Genomic DNA, 16,520 nt, shown 5'->3' with positions numbered 1-16,520 from the left:
GGCATGAGCGCCCGGCTCAGCCGCAGCTCCCGCCGCCCAGCACGCAGAACTGCGCGCACCAGCGATGGTTCAGCCTGGTCGGCCGGGACGCACCCGAAAGGCTGGAACCGGAATCGAACCGCGGGTCGTAGGGCAGCAATGTGCACGCCGCGAAACTTGCGTCCTTTGCCCCCTTCCGCCGCACCAGCATACGCTGGCTCGCGCACATCAGGTCCGCCGGGTTCTTCCCAAGTATCTGCCAGCATGCCGTGGTGATTTCGGGCACCGCTGTCGCATCGTCCATTTCCGGAAACAGCACCAGCGCCTCAGGATCGGCGGCGTCGATGGCGATGCCTTCACGCGCGAACAGCGCGGCATATCCGGCACGCATCTCGGCTTCGTCCTTGTTCCACAGCGTCCGTCCCGCGACAGCGATGTCGAAGCCGTTCGCTGACAGCCACTTCAACCCGTCGATTGCGGGCTGAAAACTGCGCGGTCCGCGCTCTTCCTCGTGCAGCGCCGCATCATAATGGTCCAGACTGACCCTCAGCGTCAGCCGGTCCGACTGCATCGCCAGCAGAGCGTCACAGTGATGCCGCATCGGCGTCATCGCATTGGTCAGCACCAGAACATCCGCGCCGGTCGCCAGACATGCCGCCAGGATCGCATCGATCTGCGGGTTCATGAAAGGCTCGCCGCCCGTGATCCCGATCTCCGTCAGCGGCTGCCCGGTCTCCTCCACTTCGGCAAGCACGCGCTCGACATCCGATAATTTCAGGTAAACCAGTCGGTCATTCGTTGGCGAGCTTTCGATATAGCAGCGAGCGCACGCCAAATTGCATAGCGTCCCGCTGTTCAGCCACAATGTTTCCAGCCCGCGAAAATCGACCGATGCGCGTGTCTCGCCCGTCGCGGTGACATCGGGGTCGGTGAAGGGGGCAACGGCGTCCATAGCCTTGGGTTCGTAGGGTAAACCCGCAATGGTTACAATTAGGCCAAGGGCACCTGCGTCACCGCCGCCGCCGTCATTTCGCGGCGACTTTCAGTGTCGCACCCTCGATACCGACGACCTTCAGCCGCGTCCCGACAGGTGCGTCGGCGCCCGATGCGCTCCACGTCGTGTCATCCATGCGGACACGCCCCTTCCCGCCTTCAAGGGCATCCACGACGACCACGTCCCGGCCGATCTGGCGGGCAGCGGGCGCGTTCACGGTGACCTCGGGCTCGCGGCCCGGTTTTCGGCGAAAATAGCTGCGTCCGATCAGGACCGCCACGACGCTATATATCGCGAAGGTTATCAGTTGCAGTTCCAGGCCCAGGCCAAAGACGCCCGTCGATATCGCTGTCATCAACGCCGCGAGCCCAAGCCAGAGCATGAACGTACCCGGCGCCAGAACCTCCAGCACCAGCAGGACCAAGCCCAGGCCGACCCAGCCCCATGGCGTGAAGAAGATGTCGATTAGATCGCCCACCGGATCAGTCCTCCCGGCGTGTCCGCGGTACGGGTGTGTTCGCGCTGCTACCGCCGCTATCCCTGCCAACCGATTTTACCAGTTCGCCAATACCGCCGATCGTTCCGGCCAGGCTGGTCGCCTCCAGCGGCAGGAAGATCGTCTTCGCATTTGGCGACCGGGCGAAGTCCGACATGGTTTCAACATATTTCTGCGCGATGAAGTAGTTGATCGCCTGCGAATCGCCCGCCGCGATGGCCTCCGAAACGGCGCGTGTCGCCTCGGCTTCCGCCTGCGCCTCGCGCTCACGGGCCTCGGCATCGCGAAAGGCGGCTTCGCGGCGGCCTTCAGCTTCCAGAATCTGCGCGGCCTTTTCACCCTCGGCCTTCAGGATCTCCGACTGGCGCTGGCCTTCGGCGTCCAGAATCGTCGCACGCTTCTCGCGTTCCGCCTTCATCTGGCGCCCCATGGCGTTGACGATATCCTGCGGTGGCCGGATGTCTTTCACTTCGACGCGCGTGACCTTGACGCCCCAGACGCCCGTTGCCTCGTCGATCACCAGCAACAGGCGGGCGTTGATTTCATCGCGCTTCGACAGCGTTTCATCCAGGTCCATCGACCCCATCACCGTCCTCAGATTGGTTGTCGTCAGGTTCAGGATGGCATTGTACAGGTCGGACACCTCATAGGCCGCCTTGGCGGCGTCCAGCACCTGAAAGAACACCACCCCGTCGGTAGAGATCATCGCATTGTCCTTGGTGATGATCTCCTGTCCCGGAATATCCAGCACCTGCTCCATCATGTTCACCTTACGGCCGACACGGTCGATAAAGGGAATGAGAAGGGAGAAGCCAGGCGTCAGCGTCTGGGTGTACCGGCCCAGTCTTTCCAGCGTGTATTCATAGCCTTGGCGAACGACGACCACCGCCTTGAACAGCGCGACGACGACCGCGATCACCAATAGGATCGAGACGATACTGGCGGCTTCAAACATAGGGTCTGCTCCTCAACAGCATATTATGCGACGAGTATGCCCGTTGCGGCGTTGGAATGCACTTAAAGATCGCATGCGGGCATCTGGCACGCTTGCCGCCGAACTTATTCCGCGTCAGACATGCATGATGATGAGAACACTTGGAATCATGCTGGCGACAGCTCTCCTGACGGCGCTTGCGACAAGCGCAGCCTGGCTGTTTCTTTATAAACGCGCCGATTCGGCCGCGCCGCAGGCCGAATCGGTACAGGCCGCGCCCGCCGCCTCGCCGACATCACCATCCATGGAGATTCCCCTGGGGGACACGCCCGAGGATATGGTTTTCACGCCGTCCAGCCCAGCGGTCACCGAACTGGTTGAAAAACAACTCGCCATCCCTGTGCTTGGCTATGACGTGACTGAACTGACGCCGCAATTCGATGATGCGCGCGGCAATGGCCGTGCGCACAGGGCGCTTGATTTCATGGCTGAACGCGGCACACCCGTTGTGGCGGTCGATGACGGCGTCCTGGTGAAATTCTTCGATTCGGACCGGGGCGGCATCACCATCTATCAGTTCGACCCCACCGAGACCTGGGTGTATTATTACGCCCATCTCGACACCCGCGCCGAAGGGATTGCCGAGGGCGAATCGGTGCGTCGCGGCCAGGTGATCGGCACGGTGGGCTCAACCGGAAATGCCGACGACGATGCGCCGCATCTGCATTTTGCGATTGAGAAACTCGGTCCGGATAAAAGCTGGTGGAAAGGCGAGCCCGTAGACCCCTATCCTGCCTTCATGACGCAATGACCGTGCGTATCCTCGTCGATGCCGATGCCTGCCCGGTGAAGGACGAAATCTATAAGGTCGCGTGGCGGCATGATGTGCCTGTCACCATCGTCGCCAACCAGTTCCTGCGGCTCCCCGACCATCCGCTGCTGTCGCTCCAGGTGGTCAGTGACGGCTTCGACGCCGCTGACGACTGGATCGCGGAAAAGGCGGACGCGAAATCCGTTGTCACGACTTCCGACATCCTGCTGGCGGATCGCTGTCTGAAGGCGGGCGCAACGGTCATCGGCAATAATGGCAAGCCTTTCACCGAGGGCAGCATCGGCGCCGCCGTCGCAACCCGCGCCATCATGGCCGATCTTCGCGCCGGGGCGGAGACAGCGAATATTGGCGGCCCGCCGCCGTTTCGAAAGGAGGATCGCTCGCGCTTTCTCTCCGCGCTCGATGCTGCGCTTGTGCGTGTGAAGCGGGGTTCCTAAAGCGGGCGCAGACAGTCTCAAATTGCGATACAGGAAGGACCCCGGCGCATGATCGGTCGCCTGAACCACGTTGGCGTGGCAACACCCTCAATCGACGACAGCATAAAACTCTACCGCGACATTCTCGGCGCGACCAGGATTCACGAGCCATTCAACCTGCCGGAACAGGGCGTCCGCGTCTGCTTCGTCGACGTCGCGAACAGCCAGATCGAACTCATCGAACCGCTCGGCGATGACAGCCCCATTCACGGATTTCTGAAAAAGAATCCCGCGGGCGGACAGCATCATGTCTGCTTCGAGGTTGACGACATCATTGCCGCCCGTGACGAGATGCGCGCGAAGGGCGCGACAATTCTCGGCACCGGCGAGCCCCGCATCGGCGCGCACGGCACGCCAATCATTTTCGTGCATCCAAGGGATATGGGCGGCGTCCTGATCGAGTTGATGGAAACGCCGGAGGATATGCACGCGTGAGCAAGGAACTTCCCGAAACACCCAGGGAACTGGTGACCGAGCTTCTGGACGTGCTCGACCTTGAACGCATCGAGGAGAACCTGTTCCGCGGCCAGAACACCGCCGACGCCGAGTTCCGCCTGTTCGGCGGCCAGGTCATCGCCCAGGCGCTTGTCGCCGCCAGTCGAACCGTCGCCGACGACCGCACCGCCCATTCGCTGCACGCCTATTTCATGCGTCCCGGTGCCATTGACGTCCCCGTCATCTACCAGGTGGAGCGCGACCGCGATGGCAAGAGCTTTTCGACCCGCCGCGTTGTCGCCATCCAGAACGGGCGTCCGATCTTCAACATGGCCGTCAGCTTCCAGATTGCCGAAGAGGGTTATGAACATCAGTTCGACATGCCCGACGTGCCCGCTCCCGAAGACCTGATGCCGGAAACGCAGTGGCGCGAAAGCTTCGCACATATGGTCCCCGCGCAGTTCCGCGACCGCTTCACGCGCGAACGCTCCATCGATTTCCGCCGCGTCGATCCTTCGCCGCCCGGTGAAGGCCGGGAGCCCGCGCAGAACATCTGGTTCCGCGTGCAGGGGACCGTACCGGACGATCAGGCCGTGCATCGCTGCCTGCTTGCCTATGCCAGCGACATGTCGCTGCTATCGACATGCCAGCGTCCGCACGGGCTGCAATGGTTCACCGGCGAGGTACAGGTCGCCAGCCTCGATCACGCCCTGTGGTTCCACGCACCCTTCAAGGCTGACGAATGGCTGCTTTATGTGCAGGATTCCCCCCGTGCGAGCGGCGCACGCGGCCTCAATCGCGGTTCGATCTACAACCGCGAGGGTGTGCTGGTCGCGTCCGTCGCGCAAGAGGGCCTGATCCGTCCGCGAGGGTAGTGCCACCACTGCCCCGCCCCTTGGGATTGTGGAGGGCTATTTCGGCACACCCTGGTCGTGGGGGGATCGCGCCCATGTCATGCGCACGCTGGCGCCCTATGGCTACGGCTCGTTCCTCTACGCCCCCAAGGCCGATGCTTATCTGCGCCGCGATTGGGCGCGGGACCATCCGGCCGAGGAGGCCGCGGACATCAGGACGTTCGCCGCCGCCTGCCGCGACGCTGGCGTCCGCTTCGGCATCGGTCTCAGCCCGTTCGAACTGCATCTCGACTGGACTCCGAAGGGCCGCGCACAGCTCCGCCGGCAGGTGGAAACGCTCTCCGCCTTCGGTCTCGATGATTTCGCGATCCTGTTCGACGACATGAAGGGGGACATTCCCGATCTCGCCGAAATTCAGGCGGATATTGTTTCAGAAGCCGCAAAAGCCACCGACGCCAAGTTCCTGACCTGCCCCAGCTATTACAGCGACGACCCTGTTCTGGACCGCGCCTTCGGTCGGCGCCCGGATGCCTATCTGGAAACCCTCGCCGGGCTGCTACCGAACTGCGTCGAGATTTTCTGGACCGGGCCAGAGGTCTGCAGCCGCGAATATACGCTTGGGCATATCGCCCGCGTCACGCGGCAGCTTGGCCGCGAACCGACCCTGTGGGACAATTATCCGGTCAATGACGGCCCCCGAATGTCGGCGCATCTGCACCTGCGCGGCATGACCGGGCGCGGCGCCCTCACGGGACAGGTCCAGCGTCACTTCATCAACCCGGCCCTGCAACCGCACCTCAGCCTGCTCCCCGCCGCCACGCTCGCCGCAGCATACCGCCAGGGCGCGGATTATGACTATCTGACCGAAATGCGCACGGCCGCGCAGGCGCTTTATCCCGGCCCGCTCGCGGAGGCGCTCCTGTCCGATGTCCTTTCATTGCAGGACGCGGGCATCGAACGCGTGAACCGCGAGGGCCTGACCCGGAAATACGCCGCCTTCGACCATCCCGCCGCGCGCGAAGTCATCGCCTTTCTTGGCGGCGGCTATCGGATGACGGCCGAGGAGGTGCAGACGCAGTAGCGTGCATCGCACGGTAGGTGCTTGGCGCGACGCCAAAGGATGCGCTGAATTTGCGTGAAAACTGCGCGTGCGAGGCATAGCCGCACAGGCCCGCCGCCGCCTTGACGGAGCGCCCCTCCGCCAGCAATTGCCGTGCCCGGTCGAGCCGTGCGGCCGCGACGAATGCGCCGGGTGTCTTCCCCGTCGCCGCGCGGAAGTGGCGGTGGAAACTGCGCGGCGTCTCGCCCGCCCGCGCCGCCAGCACATCGACCTCCAGCGCCGCGTCCAGATTGGCCGATATCCACCCGATCAGCCCGGCATAGCGCGTATCCGCCTGCGCCTTCAGCAGCGGCGAATATTGCGACTGATACCCCGGCCGCCTGACCGACAGCACCAGCCTTTGCGCGATCATGTTGGCCAGCCCGGACCCATGATCCCGCTCGACCATGGCAAGCGCCATGTCGATACCCGCCGTCACCCCGGCGGAGGTCCACAAGCGCCCCTCCTCGACGAACATCGCTTCACGATCGATGTCGATCTCGGGATAAGTTTCCGCCAGTTTCGCGGTTTTTCGCCAGTGCGTCGTCACCCGGTGCCTGTCGAGCATCCCCCATTCCGCCAAGGCAAAGGCACCGCTGCAGATGGACCCATGCCGTTTCGCGACCCTTGCCGCCGCGCGGAACCAGGTGCCCGCGGCCTCATCCCGCATCAGGGCCTCCATCCCGCGCGCACCGCCGCCCGCAACCAGCACAATGTCGCCGGCACAGACTTCGATATCGGCGAACGCGGTGGATTGCACGGCGACGCCGCAGCTCGACGTCACCAGCCCGCCGTCCTGCGATGCCGCGATGACCCGGTCGTCGGCGCCTCGTCCCTGCGCGCTCGCGCCAAAGACCGACGCCGGCCCGCTCAGGTCAAGCAGCTGAAACGCACGCGGAACGACAATGATCGTCTTCATTTGGCAGCTTATGCAACACAGATGTCATTCCCGCCAAGCCGGATTTTGCGCTAGTGCGCATGTTCATCCCATGGAGACCCAGACATGCCAGACGCGTTCCACATTGGATTCCTGCCCTACGCCGATATGACCCAGCTCGACATGACCGGCCCGGTTCAGGTTCTTGGCGGCATGCCGGGGGCCAGGCTACATTTCATCGGCCGGGACATGTCACCGATTGTCGACGATCTCGGTCTCGGCTTCTCGCCGACCGTGACGATGGCGGACTGCCCGCCCCTCGACATGATCTGCGTACCGGGCGGCTTTGGCTGCATCGCCCTTATGCGCGACGAGGACGTGCTCTCATGGCTGCGGAAACAGGCCGAATCCGCGAAGTTCATCACAAGCGTCTGCACCGGCTCCCTGATCCTCGCCGCTGCTGGACTGTTGCAGGGCAGGCGCGCCACCAGCCACTGGGCGTGGCGGGACCAGCTTGCCCTGTTCGGCGCGATCCCCGTCGAAGAGCGCGTGGTCGAGGACGGCCGTTTCATAACGGGCGGCGGCGTCACCGCGGGCATCGACTTTGGCTTTCGCATCATCGAAAGACTGCACGGACGCGACGTGGCTGAGGTCGTGCAGCTCGCCCTTGAATATGACCCCGCTCCGCTTGGCGGCGGCACGCCCGTCACCGCCCGGCCCGAAATCTATCACATGGCAGAGGCTGCCATGGGCGTCCGCGGTCAAGCCGACCGCCTGGCGGAGATCAGGGAGATTGCGGCGGCGCGGCAAGGCGGGGCGCGATGAACGCAGCAAGCAGCAGCTGCGCCTGATGATAGATCATGAGCGGCAGTAACAGCTCGCCGACCTGCGCGGGGGCGAACAGCAGGCTCGCCATCGGTGCCCCCGCCGCCAGCGATTTCTGCGTCCCGCAGAACAGGAACGTCAGACGGTCCTCGCGCGCAAATCGTGCGCCGCCATACCAGCAGATCAGATTGACGGCGCCCAGCAGCAACAGGCTCAGCGCGACCAGAATGGCAAGACTGGGGGGACCAAGCTGTATCCATATTCCCTGCAGCACGGCAGCGGAAAAAGCAGTATAAACAATCAATATGATCGCACTCTTATCAGTAATCCCCAGGAGCGATTTGCGCGCCGCCGCCCATTCCGCCAGCCAGCGCCGCGAAAGATGCCCGATCAGGAACGGCACCAGCAGCAGCCCAATCACTTTCAGCGTCGCATTGCCGCCAACTCCCTCACTGCCCGCTCCCACACTGGCAGCGCCCATCAGGCCCGCGACCAGCAGCGGCGTCACGATGACCCCGGCGATGTTCGACGTCGCCGCCGCCGCCACGCCCGCGGCAACATTGCCGCGCGCGGCGGCCGTGAACGCGACCGAAGACTGCACCGTTGACGGTACCAGCGTCAGATAGAGCAGGCCCGCCGCGACACCGGCCGGCAGCCATGCCGACGCCAGGCTCGACAGCCCGATCCCCGCCAGCGGGAACAGCAGGAACGTCACCGCCAATATGCCGCCATGCAGCCGCCAGTTGGTGAACGCCCTGAAAATCGCATTTCCGGGCAGGCGTACACCATGAAAGAAGAACATGAACATGATCAGGCCGTACGCGGCGATATCCATCACGCGCGCCAGATCGCCCTCGACCGGCAACAGCGACGCCGCCACAACCGCCAGGATCAGCACGGTCACAAACGGATCAGGCCGGAAACGCTTCAGCGGCCCGGCTCCAATATGACGCGGCCGACAGGCTCGCGCCGCTTCATCATCTCAAACGCCGCGCGCCAGTCCTCCAGCGCAAACCGCGCATGGACATGTGGGCTCACCCCGCCGGACGCGGCAATTTCGGAAAGCGCGATCCGGTCCTCCCTGCCCTTGTCCGGAAAGCGCCGCCCATGCTCGCCCGCGCGCACGCCGATCAGGCTGAATCCCTTGATCAGCGGATAGTTGGCCGCAATCGTCGGGATTCGCCCGCCTGCAAATCCAATGATCAGATATCTGCCGCCATAACGCACGCAGCGCACGCTCTCGTCGAACACGTCCGCGCCGACAGGGTCATAGACAATATCCGCGCCGCCGCCCGTTATCTCTTTGACCCGCTCGCGAAATCCACCGCGAATATTCAGCAGCGCGTCAGGTGCATATTCGGCATCGATCAGTTGCAGTTTCTCATCGGACGCCGATGTCGCGATTATTTTCGCGCCCATGCGCCTCCCCAGGTCGACGGCGGCCAGCCCGACACCGCCGCTGGCACCGTGCACCAGCAGCCAGTCGCCCACCGCCAGACCGCCATGCCGAACCAGCGCCACATAGGCCGTCAGATAGGATTGCCCGAACGCCGCCGCCTGCGCGAAATCGAACGCGTCCGGCTTCGGTGCCAGCTGCCGCTCCGGCACCGCGATATGCGTGGCAAACGCGCCGCCCCGGTTCATCCCCATCACCGCATCGCCCGCGGCAAAGCGCGTGCCTTCACCGACCACCAGCCCGGAAAAATCGCCGCCAAGCACATAGGGGAGTCCGGGTTTGAACTGATACGCGCCCGCGCACATCAGGAGGTCGACGAAAGTCGCCGCAGCGGCCTTCACCTGTACCACCACCTCTCCTTCCGCGGGCGCAGGCACAGGAAAATCCCGTAGTGAAAGACCCGCGAAATCGGCTGCCGTCCGCTCCAGTATCAGCGCGCGCATACCCATCTCCCGAAAAGTCTCTCAATCAGCCTGTTGCGATCAGGATCAGTTTCGGGTCAAGGGCTGTCTCATGACGAACAAGATTTCCGCTGACGCCGTCCAGATGCTGGAACTGATCGAGCGCCGCCTGCGCTTCCTCTCCGCATGGACGATCCACAACGCCAATAATCTGCGTGAAAGCCCCGACGGTATCAAGGTCGGCGGCCATCAGGCCAGCTGCGCGTCCATGACCGCGATCTTCACGGCGCTTTACTTCCATGCCCTGCGCCCGCAGGACCGCGTGGCGGTCAAACCGCACGCTGGCCCCGTCCTGCACGCTGCGCATTACATGCTGGAAAACCAGGAACTTGACCAGCTGCAACGCTTTCGCGGACTTGGCGGTGCGCAGTCCTACCCCAGCCGGACGAAGGACCGGATTCCTGTCGATTTCTCGACCGGTTCTGTCGGCCTTGGTGTGGCGATTACCGCCTTTGCCAGCCTGGTGCAGGATTACCTGATCGCGCACGACCAGATGGACGCGGGCGCGGCGGGCCGCATGATCGCCCTGATGGGCGACGCCGAACTTGACGAGGGCAATATCTACGAGTGCCTGATCGAGGGCTACAAACACAATATCCGCAACTGCTGGTGGGTCGTCGATTATAACCGCCAGTCACTCGACGCGACGACGGCGGACCGCATGTTCCGCCGCTTCGACGACATCTTCGAAACCTGCGGATGGCGCGTGATTACGCTGAAGCACGGAAAGCGCCAGCTCGCGGCCTTCGCCAAACCCGGCGGCGAAGCCTTGCGCGAATGGATCGACACCTGCCCGAACGCCGATTTCGCCGCGCTCACCTATCAGGGCGGCGCCGCGTGGCGTGACCGGCTGCGGCGCGATATGCCGGACATCGACGCGCTGATCTCCGAATATGACGACGCCGCGCTGGCGGACCTGATGACCAATCTTGGCGGTCATTGCCTCGAATCGCTGGCGGAGGCGTTCGCCGCCGCCGATGACGACGTCCCGACCATGTTCATCGCGTACACCGTGAAGGGCTACGGCCTGCCATTTGCGGGCCATAAGGACAATCACGCCGGCCTCATGAACACCAGCCAGATCGAGGCGCTGCGCGGCGACATGGGGGTTTCACCCGGCGAGGAATGGGAACCGTTCGCAGGCCTTGGCGACAATGTCACTGCCGAATTGAAGGCGTTCATGGCCGGCTCCGCGCTCGCCAATCCGCAGCCCGCACCCAGTCCCGCGCAAAGCGTCATCCCGGACATCTCCGCGCCCAAGGACAAGGAACAGTCCACACAGACCGCCTTCGGCAAGATCCTCCTTGACCTTGCCAAGGGCGAAAGCGAGCTTGCGAACCGCATCGTAACGACGTCGCCCGATGTGACCGTATCGACGAACCTCGGCGCGTGGGTAAACCAGCGCGGCCTGTTCCGCCGCGGCGAAGTTCCCGACGTCTTCCGCGCCGCCAAGATTCCGTCCGCGCAGAAGTGGCGCTATCACGACGCGGGCCAGCATATCGAACTCGGCATCGCGGAGAATAATCTGTTCCTGATGCTCGCCGCCATGGGCCTCAGTGGGCAGCTGTTCGGCACGCGGCTAATGCCCATCGGCACGGTCTACGATCCGTTCATCTCGCGCGGCCTCGATGCGCTGAACTATGGCTGCTACCAGAATGCACGTTTCCTGCTGGTCGCCACTCCGGCGGGCCTGACGCTGGGTCCGGAGGGCGGCGCGCACCAGTCGCTGAACACGCCGCTCATCGGCATGGGTCAGCCTGGCCTTACCTATTTCGAACCCGCCTTCGCCGACGAACTCGCGCTCATGATGCGCTGGGCGTTCGAACATATGCAGGCGGACGATGGCGGCAGCACGTACCTGCGCCTGACCACCCGCTCGATCACGCAGGAGGTCCGCGCGAATGACGACTGGCAGGATGACGCGCTCAAGGGCGGCTACTGGCTGCGCGAGCCCGCGCAGGGTGCCGAGGCCGCGCTCGCTTTTTCCGGTGCCATCGCGCCCGAAGTCCTCGCCGCTTATGACATATTGAAGGAGGATGTGCCCGGCCTCGGCCTCCTCAACGTCACGTCCGCAGACCTGCTCGCCCGCGATTTCAGCGCCAGCCGCACCGCGCGCTGGAAAGACGGCGCGAAGCCCGTCAGCCACGCCGAGACGCTCCTCTCACGCCTCGCCCCCGGCGCTGGCCTCGTCACTGCCATCGACGGCTCCCCGACCGCGCTCAGCTGGCTCGGCAGCGTCACCGGCATGCGCGTCAGCCCGCTCGGCACGGACCGCTTCGGCCAGACCGGCACCCTGCCCGACCTCTACCGCGAATATAGGCTGGACGCGGACGCGATCGTGGAAGCCGCCGCGGATCTGTTTTTGGGGTAAGGTGAGGCGTAATTGATAAAAATCAGGGTCCGCTAGCGACTCTAATCTCGGTCATAAACACTAAGGGCTTGGTTCGCTCAAAGCAGACGGTCGAATGGCATGACCTAAGGTCGGCCCTGCGCCTCAATGTCGGACATCACTGCACAGCAGCAAATTGTCCGTATGCAGACATTGGGATGATTGGCTTACCTGATTTGCTGGAATGCAGCATCCTCGACCCTATATTTCCCTGATGTCTTCCGATTCGCTTGACCCCTTCAAAGAAGAGCGAAAGCTCCAGCGCATGATCGACAATGCCACGGGCGGTCCTGCCCGCAGGCTCATCGAGGATTATCGGAAGCAGCAGAAACTGCTCGACGCGGCAGTGGGCGGCTCAGCGCGGCGTTTCTTTGAAGAGGAGCAGGAGCGGCAGAAGCTCTTCGACCGCTCAGGCATTGGCACAGCGGTGCAGGAACTTCTTGGCACTGGCAGACGAAATGGCCTTCTGTCATCTTACCAAACCGATGTGGTCCGACAGTATGTGGACGCCGAGGAGGCGCGCCGGAAAGCTTTTGACGTAACAAGCCTAGCATCGGCACAGGCATTTCAGGACAACATCTCGTCGACCATCTCGAAATTGGTCGGAGCCTCCACCGGTCTATCGAAGCGTATGCGAGACATGGGTATCCTGGACCGGGTTGCGGAACAGCAATATGCCCTCATTAAAGCAACCCAGGGGATCAGTTCCTACGCTGACGATGTCATTAGAGGCATTGGCGATGCCCTGCCCGCCGGTGGCGCGCTTTCCGCCACGTTCGGGGTTCAGTCCGCCCTCGCCAAGCACATGCGAAAGATGGCGGAAACCACTGCCAGCCTCGACCAGATTGCACTTTCAGGCGGCATCCGAGATAGTACGATTTGGGAGTCGATGCGCACCGCCTACGGTCTCAACGACGCGATGTCGGTCTCGCAGGCCTTCCTGGAAATTGGGACGCAACTCGATCAACCGGGCGCAGATAGCAAGGCGCTGGGAGTCTACGAAGCGTGGCAGCTAATCCAGTTCCTCTGGATGGTCTTCACGATGTACGCAATGCTCGCAGGCTGGGGCGACTACACCGCAGACGATCGCAAGCGCGGCAATGAGACCGCCGAGGCGGTCGAGCGCATCGAAGTTCGCCAGCAAATGCAGGAGATGGAAGCGGCGATTGCAGAAGCCTCAGCGCTTTCTGAACTGAAGCGCATTGAGGAACTGCCGAAGGCATTTGTCCGCAATGCCGCCAACGTCCGGGAAGCGCCTGGGCAAGAGGCCGAACGCATTGCGCGACTGGGGCAAAACGCAATGCTCGCGATTGAGGAGAGGAAAGGCCGGTGGCTGCGCGTCATCTACGCTGACCCTTTGACGCAGGAGCTTCCCGAGGGATGGGTTTGGCGAGGTTCAGTCGAGCTTCTGTCTGAAGACCGGGATTCGTAGAAGGTCTCGGTCTCGAAGATCGAGTGGATGTCCTGATAATTAATTTGCCGTCTGAAAGCTGCCAGTCCGCTTTCCACCCCTTTGCGGGACATCGCCGGTACGCGTTTTTCTACCCAATCGCCCCGAACTGATGCGCGATTGCCGTCGAGACGTCCAGGATCATGCGATGTGCCCGCTCGATCGGGTCGATGTAGCGTTCATTGATACGGCCATATTCCGGTGTGTTATCATCTGGATAGTCAGTCGCCTCTTCGACCCTGAAGCGCTTCAGCGACGGCGCCTCGACCGGATAGGCCGCGCGCAGCTGCTCCAGCGCATCCTCGATCCGCAGCGACAGCACCATTTCCATAATGTCGTCGCGTGAAATATCGTTCCGGCGGGAAAAGCGCGGGATGGCGGCGGCGTTCAGGAACATGTGCTGCATCAGCGCCAGCCGGATCGCGTGCAGCACGCCCAATGTGCGCCGCGTGCCCTCGATCCGCGGCGGCAGCGAATCGCCGGGCAGCATGTCCATCAGCCGCCGCAGTTTCAGGCCGTCCACACGCAGGACGGTCGCCAGCTCGCGAAACGCGGCCGTCCGGTCGTCGGCCTGCAGCCGCTCCGCCAGATCCAGACACGCCGCCTCACGTTCCGGCTCGCCGCCGCGATAGGGCCGCGTCGCCCAATATGCGCCGTTGAACACATTGCCATAGGCCACCAGAGTCTTGATACTCGCCAGCCGGTCCGACGCCGCGACCAGCCGCAGCAGTTCCCGCGCCCGCGGTGAGCGTTCGTACAGCGCGGCAAACCGCTCCCGCTCATTCTGCGTCGCATCGCCAATACCGGCGATCACGTTCACCGGGTAACCGAGCTGCTGCAGGATCGCATTGTGCGGGATGGCGCGGATGCGGCGCAGGGTCATGTCGCGGTCGCTCGCCACATCGGTCTGGCGGCGTGACTTGCGCGATCCCGTCTGCGGCAACAGGCCCAGCCCGAACGCCGTCAGCGCGCGGTTATAGCTTGGCGCGCGGAACAGGCGCGCCTGCACGCGGCGCACATCGCGGTAGAAGTCGAGCGAGACATCCGTCTCCAGATAGAATGGATCGCGCTGTGCAGGATCGGGGGCCAGCGCCGCCTGCTCCACGGCAATCCGCGTCAGTGTCGCCAGCGCCATGTCTTCCGAACCAAAGAAAACATACCCGTCGCCGCCCTGGAAACTCGCCTCCGCCAGCAGCGGCGTTGCATTCTCGGCGAAGCGCCGCCGCGCCCATGCGCTCATCGGGTGCGACAGGCGTTCGCGCATGGTCAGCGGATGCGCGCCGCGGCCCATGCTCTCGCCGTGCGTATTGAATATCACGGCCTCGACATCGCCAAGCCCGTGCTTCGTCATCAGGCGGGCAAGCCGTCCCTGCAGGCGCTCAATGGCAAGCGCGGCGGGGATCTGCCCCATGAAGCGACCCGCATCGGAAAACCCCGTCTGGATACACAGCCGTCCGCGCGCGCGGACATAATCCTGATAGGCAGGCTCCGCCAGCAGCGAATCCAGGAACCGTCCGCCATGCTCCAGCGCTTCGTTCGTCTCGAACAGCGGCGCGATGTCCAGCTTTGCGTCAACCCCGAACAGCTTCGCGAAATACAGCGCGGACAGCACCGTCGCCGGCTGCTCCGTCTCCGCGATCAAAAGGCGAATGGCGCTTTCGCTGTCGATATGCTGCAGCATCTGCGCAATGCCAATGAACTGCCGGATTGCCGTCGTGGATTCGATGGCGAGCGCCGCGAAATTCACTTCCAGCGGCTTCACCGCAGCGATCAGGTCGCGCAGCCGCGCAATCGCCGTCCGGCTGCCCATGGAAAAATTCGGGTCACCGCCCAGCCGCCGACGGATCGCATTGTCCAGCTGGCTGGAATTCATCCGGAAATGCACGGTGCCCACACCCATGCGCTCGGCCCGCATGGCCGATGTCAGCACCAGAATGTCCTCGGCCAGTTCATCATCCGCGTCGCCGGCGATCGCCTCCAAAGCCGCGATCACGCCCGCCAACCGCGTCAGGGCATCGGGATCTGCTTTCGTCGCCAGATTGGCCGCCGCGCTGATCGCATCCGGTGTCTTCAGATCTTGGGAAAAGGCATCCGCGATGCGCTCCGCATGGGAGAGCGCCGCCCTCAGCCGCGTCAGCACTTCCCCCAGTTCAGCCATCCTTGGCTTTGCATCATCCAGCGCCGCCAGCCGCGTGACGTAGGTCGTCAATGCGCGAACCTTCTCCTGCATGCGGAAACGGATCGGTGTCGCCCAGTCGATGTCCGTGCGCCCGTCCATGTCATAGCCGACCCAGGTGGCGAAGCGGAAAGGCAGCGGGCGCAGTTTGCGCCACTCCGCACCGAATTGTGCGCGGGCGCTTGAGAATACGCGCCGGTTGATAACATCGCGCGCCGCGCCTGCTCTGGTAAGCGCGGCCTGTACGGCGCCGTGTTCATCGGCCAGCGTGGGCCCTTCACGGCGGCTCTTTCCCAGTGAGGTCTCACCCGCAGCCAGCGCCGCGTAATCCTGGTCAGCCAGCAGGAATGTCGGATGGGCCGTGAACACACAGCCGAGGAAGGGACGCTCCCAGCGCGCCTTGAAACTGGCCAATGTCCTGGCGGGCAGCAGCGCCGTCAGTTCATCTTCAGCCGCTTTGTCAGGGTCCGGCCGAACGAACGCGTGCAGGCGATCTGCGCGGTCCGAAAACGCAGCGGCGCTCATCGCATCGATGGCGGCTGAAAGTGCGCCGAGATCGATGGTTCCCTCCTCCAGCGCACGCGACAGTTCGAACCCCAGTTGCGCGACCGGATTGAAAAGCGGCGTCTCACGCGTGCGATCGTAAAGGTCGCCCAGTCGCGTATTCAGGCTGGCGGCGTCGAGGTTCATTTCTCAGGCATTCCTTTATAAACTGGCTGCGTGCACAGCTATTGACTTCGTTGTCATTGGTATAGAGGGCACGTCCCGGCAATCCGGATTTCGGGAA

15 protein-coding genes are annotated in these 16,520 nt (G+C 63.5%); 8 read left to right on the top strand and 7 right to left on the bottom strand.

Going from position 1 to position 16,520, the window contains the following annotated elements:
* Positions 1-16: 16 nt before the first annotated feature.
* The 3 genes from KCG44_RS05745 to KCG44_RS05735 all read right to left on the bottom strand — a co-directional run bounded on the left by KCG44_RS05745 (position 17) and on the right by KCG44_RS05735 (position 2,424).
* Positions 17-931 (bottom strand): radical SAM protein, encoded by a 915-nt coding sequence (locus KCG44_RS05745; RefSeq protein ID WP_218444866.1) that lies wholly within the window; start codon positions 929-931, stop codon positions 17-19.
* Between the two features lie 73 nt (positions 932-1,004).
* Entirely contained in the window at positions 1,005-1,451 is a 447-nt protein-coding gene (locus KCG44_RS05740) for an NfeD family protein (RefSeq protein WP_218444864.1), read from the bottom strand.
* A 4-nt stretch (positions 1,452-1,455) separates the two neighbouring features.
* Positions 1,456-2,424, bottom strand: a complete 969-nt coding sequence (locus KCG44_RS05735) for an SPFH domain-containing protein (RefSeq protein WP_218444863.1) — start codon at positions 2,422-2,424, stop codon at positions 1,456-1,458.
* Between the two features lie 124 nt (positions 2,425-2,548).
* Here KCG44_RS05735 and KCG44_RS05730 point away from each other — a divergent pair, with 124 nt between their 5' ends.
* Genes KCG44_RS05730 through KCG44_RS05710 form a run of 5 tightly spaced genes read left to right on the top strand, consistent with a single transcriptional unit; the run spans position 2,549 to position 6,081 of the window.
* Positions 2,549-3,214: a M23 family metallopeptidase gene (locus KCG44_RS05730; protein ID WP_218444861.1), complete on the top strand. Its 666-nt coding sequence runs from the start codon at positions 2,549-2,551 to the stop codon at positions 3,212-3,214.
* A gap of 2 nt (positions 3,215-3,216) precedes the next feature.
* Positions 3,217-3,672: a YaiI/YqxD family protein gene (locus KCG44_RS05725; RefSeq protein ID WP_218445632.1), complete on the top strand. Its 456-nt coding sequence runs from the start codon at positions 3,217-3,219 to the stop codon at positions 3,670-3,672.
* A 48-nt stretch (positions 3,673-3,720) separates the two neighbouring features.
* Positions 3,721-4,146, top strand: a complete 426-nt coding sequence (mce, locus tag KCG44_RS05720; protein ID WP_218444859.1) for a methylmalonyl-CoA epimerase — start codon at positions 3,721-3,723, stop codon at positions 4,144-4,146.
* The gene (gene tesB, locus KCG44_RS05715; protein WP_218444858.1) at positions 4,143-5,021 is read left to right on the top strand and encodes an acyl-CoA thioesterase II; all 879 of its coding nucleotides are present in this window, start codon (positions 4,143-4,145) and stop codon (positions 5,019-5,021) included. The genes mce and tesB overlap by 4 nt, the downstream gene beginning before the upstream one ends.
* A gap of 28 nt (positions 5,022-5,049) precedes the next feature.
* Positions 5,050-6,081 (top strand): beta-N-acetylglucosaminidase domain-containing protein, encoded by a 1,032-nt coding sequence (locus KCG44_RS05710; RefSeq protein ID WP_369411933.1) that lies wholly within the window; start codon positions 5,050-5,052, stop codon positions 6,079-6,081.
* Here KCG44_RS05710 and KCG44_RS05705 read toward each other — a convergent pair.
* Positions 6,023-7,018, bottom strand: coding sequence for a GlxA family transcriptional regulator (locus KCG44_RS05705; protein WP_218444856.1), 996 nt, complete (start codon positions 7,016-7,018; stop codon positions 6,023-6,025). The genes KCG44_RS05710 and KCG44_RS05705 overlap by 59 nt on opposite strands.
* 84 nt (positions 7,019-7,102) lie before the next feature.
* Here KCG44_RS05705 and KCG44_RS05700 point away from each other — a divergent pair, with 84 nt between their 5' ends.
* Entirely contained in the window at positions 7,103-7,801 is a 699-nt protein-coding gene (locus tag KCG44_RS05700) for a DJ-1/PfpI family protein (protein ID WP_218444854.1), read from the top strand.
* On the opposite strand, the gene KCG44_RS05695 is transcribed toward KCG44_RS05700, so the two are convergent.
* On the bottom strand, positions 7,761-8,705 hold the full coding sequence (locus KCG44_RS05695) for a bile acid:sodium symporter family protein (protein ID WP_369411932.1): 945 nt from the start codon (positions 8,703-8,705) through the stop codon (positions 7,761-7,763). The two genes, KCG44_RS05700 and KCG44_RS05695, sit on opposite strands and share 41 nt — an antisense overlap.
* 23 nt (positions 8,706-8,728) lie before the next feature.
* Entirely contained in the window at positions 8,729-9,700 is a 972-nt protein-coding gene (locus KCG44_RS05690) for an NADPH:quinone oxidoreductase family protein (protein WP_218444853.1), read from the bottom strand.
* Between the two features lie 70 nt (positions 9,701-9,770).
* Here KCG44_RS05690 and KCG44_RS05685 point away from each other — a divergent pair, with 70 nt between their 5' ends.
* Positions 9,771-12,089, top strand: coding sequence for a thiamine pyrophosphate-binding protein (locus tag KCG44_RS05685; protein WP_218444851.1), 2,319 nt, complete (start codon positions 9,771-9,773; stop codon positions 12,087-12,089).
* Positions 12,090-12,372: 283 nt separating this feature from the next.
* Positions 12,373-13,539 (top strand): SH3 domain-containing protein, encoded by a 1,167-nt coding sequence (locus KCG44_RS05680; RefSeq protein ID WP_218444849.1) that lies wholly within the window; start codon positions 12,373-12,375, stop codon positions 13,537-13,539.
* A 109-nt stretch (positions 13,540-13,648) separates the two neighbouring features.
* Here the strand turns inward: KCG44_RS05680 and KCG44_RS05675 are convergent, their stop codons facing one another.
* Positions 13,649-16,423, bottom strand: coding sequence for a phosphoenolpyruvate carboxylase (locus KCG44_RS05675; RefSeq protein WP_218444848.1), 2,775 nt, complete (start codon positions 16,421-16,423; stop codon positions 13,649-13,651).
* Positions 16,424-16,520: the final 97 nt, after the last annotated feature.

Origin of the sequence: Pacificimonas pallii (assembly GCF_019204005.1) — a bacterium.
GTDB classification, from domain to species: Bacteria; Pseudomonadota; Alphaproteobacteria; order Sphingomonadales; family Sphingomonadaceae; genus Pacificimonas; species Pacificimonas pallii.
Note: the sequence above shows the minus strand (reverse complement) of the source record. Positions and strands in the feature narration are given on the sequence as shown.

What these genes read in the sequence shown, in the direction of transcription:
- KCG44_RS05745 (WP_218444866.1), bottom strand. Translation starts at nt 931, where the DNA reads ATGGACGCCGTTGCCCCCTTCACCGACCCCGATGTCACCGCGACGGGC.
- KCG44_RS05735 (WP_218444863.1), bottom strand. Translation starts at nt 2,424, where the DNA reads ATGTTTGAAGCCGCCAGTATCGTCTCGATCCTATTGGTGATCGCGGTC.
- KCG44_RS05730 (WP_218444861.1), top strand. Translation starts at nt 2,549, where the DNA reads ATGATGATGAGAACACTTGGAATCATGCTGGCGACAGCTCTCCTGACG.
- mce (WP_218444859.1), top strand. Translation starts at nt 3,721, where the DNA reads ATGATCGGTCGCCTGAACCACGTTGGCGTGGCAACACCCTCAATCGAC.
- KCG44_RS05705 (WP_218444856.1), bottom strand. Translation starts at nt 7,018, where the DNA reads ATGAAGACGATCATTGTCGTTCCGCGTGCGTTTCAGCTGCTTGACCTG.
- KCG44_RS05700 (WP_218444854.1), top strand. Translation starts at nt 7,103, where the DNA reads ATGCCAGACGCGTTCCACATTGGATTCCTGCCCTACGCCGATATGACC.
- KCG44_RS05690 (WP_218444853.1), bottom strand. Translation starts at nt 9,700, where the DNA reads ATGCGCGCGCTGATACTGGAGCGGACGGCAGCCGATTTCGCGGGTCTT.
- KCG44_RS05685 (WP_218444851.1), top strand. Translation starts at nt 9,771, where the DNA reads ATGACGAACAAGATTTCCGCTGACGCCGTCCAGATGCTGGAACTGATC.
- KCG44_RS05680 (WP_218444849.1), top strand. Translation starts at nt 12,373, where the DNA reads ATGATCGACAATGCCACGGGCGGTCCTGCCCGCAGGCTCATCGAGGAT.
- KCG44_RS05675 (WP_218444848.1), bottom strand. Translation starts at nt 16,423, where the DNA reads ATGAACCTCGACGCCGCCAGCCTGAATACGCGACTGGGCGACCTTTAC.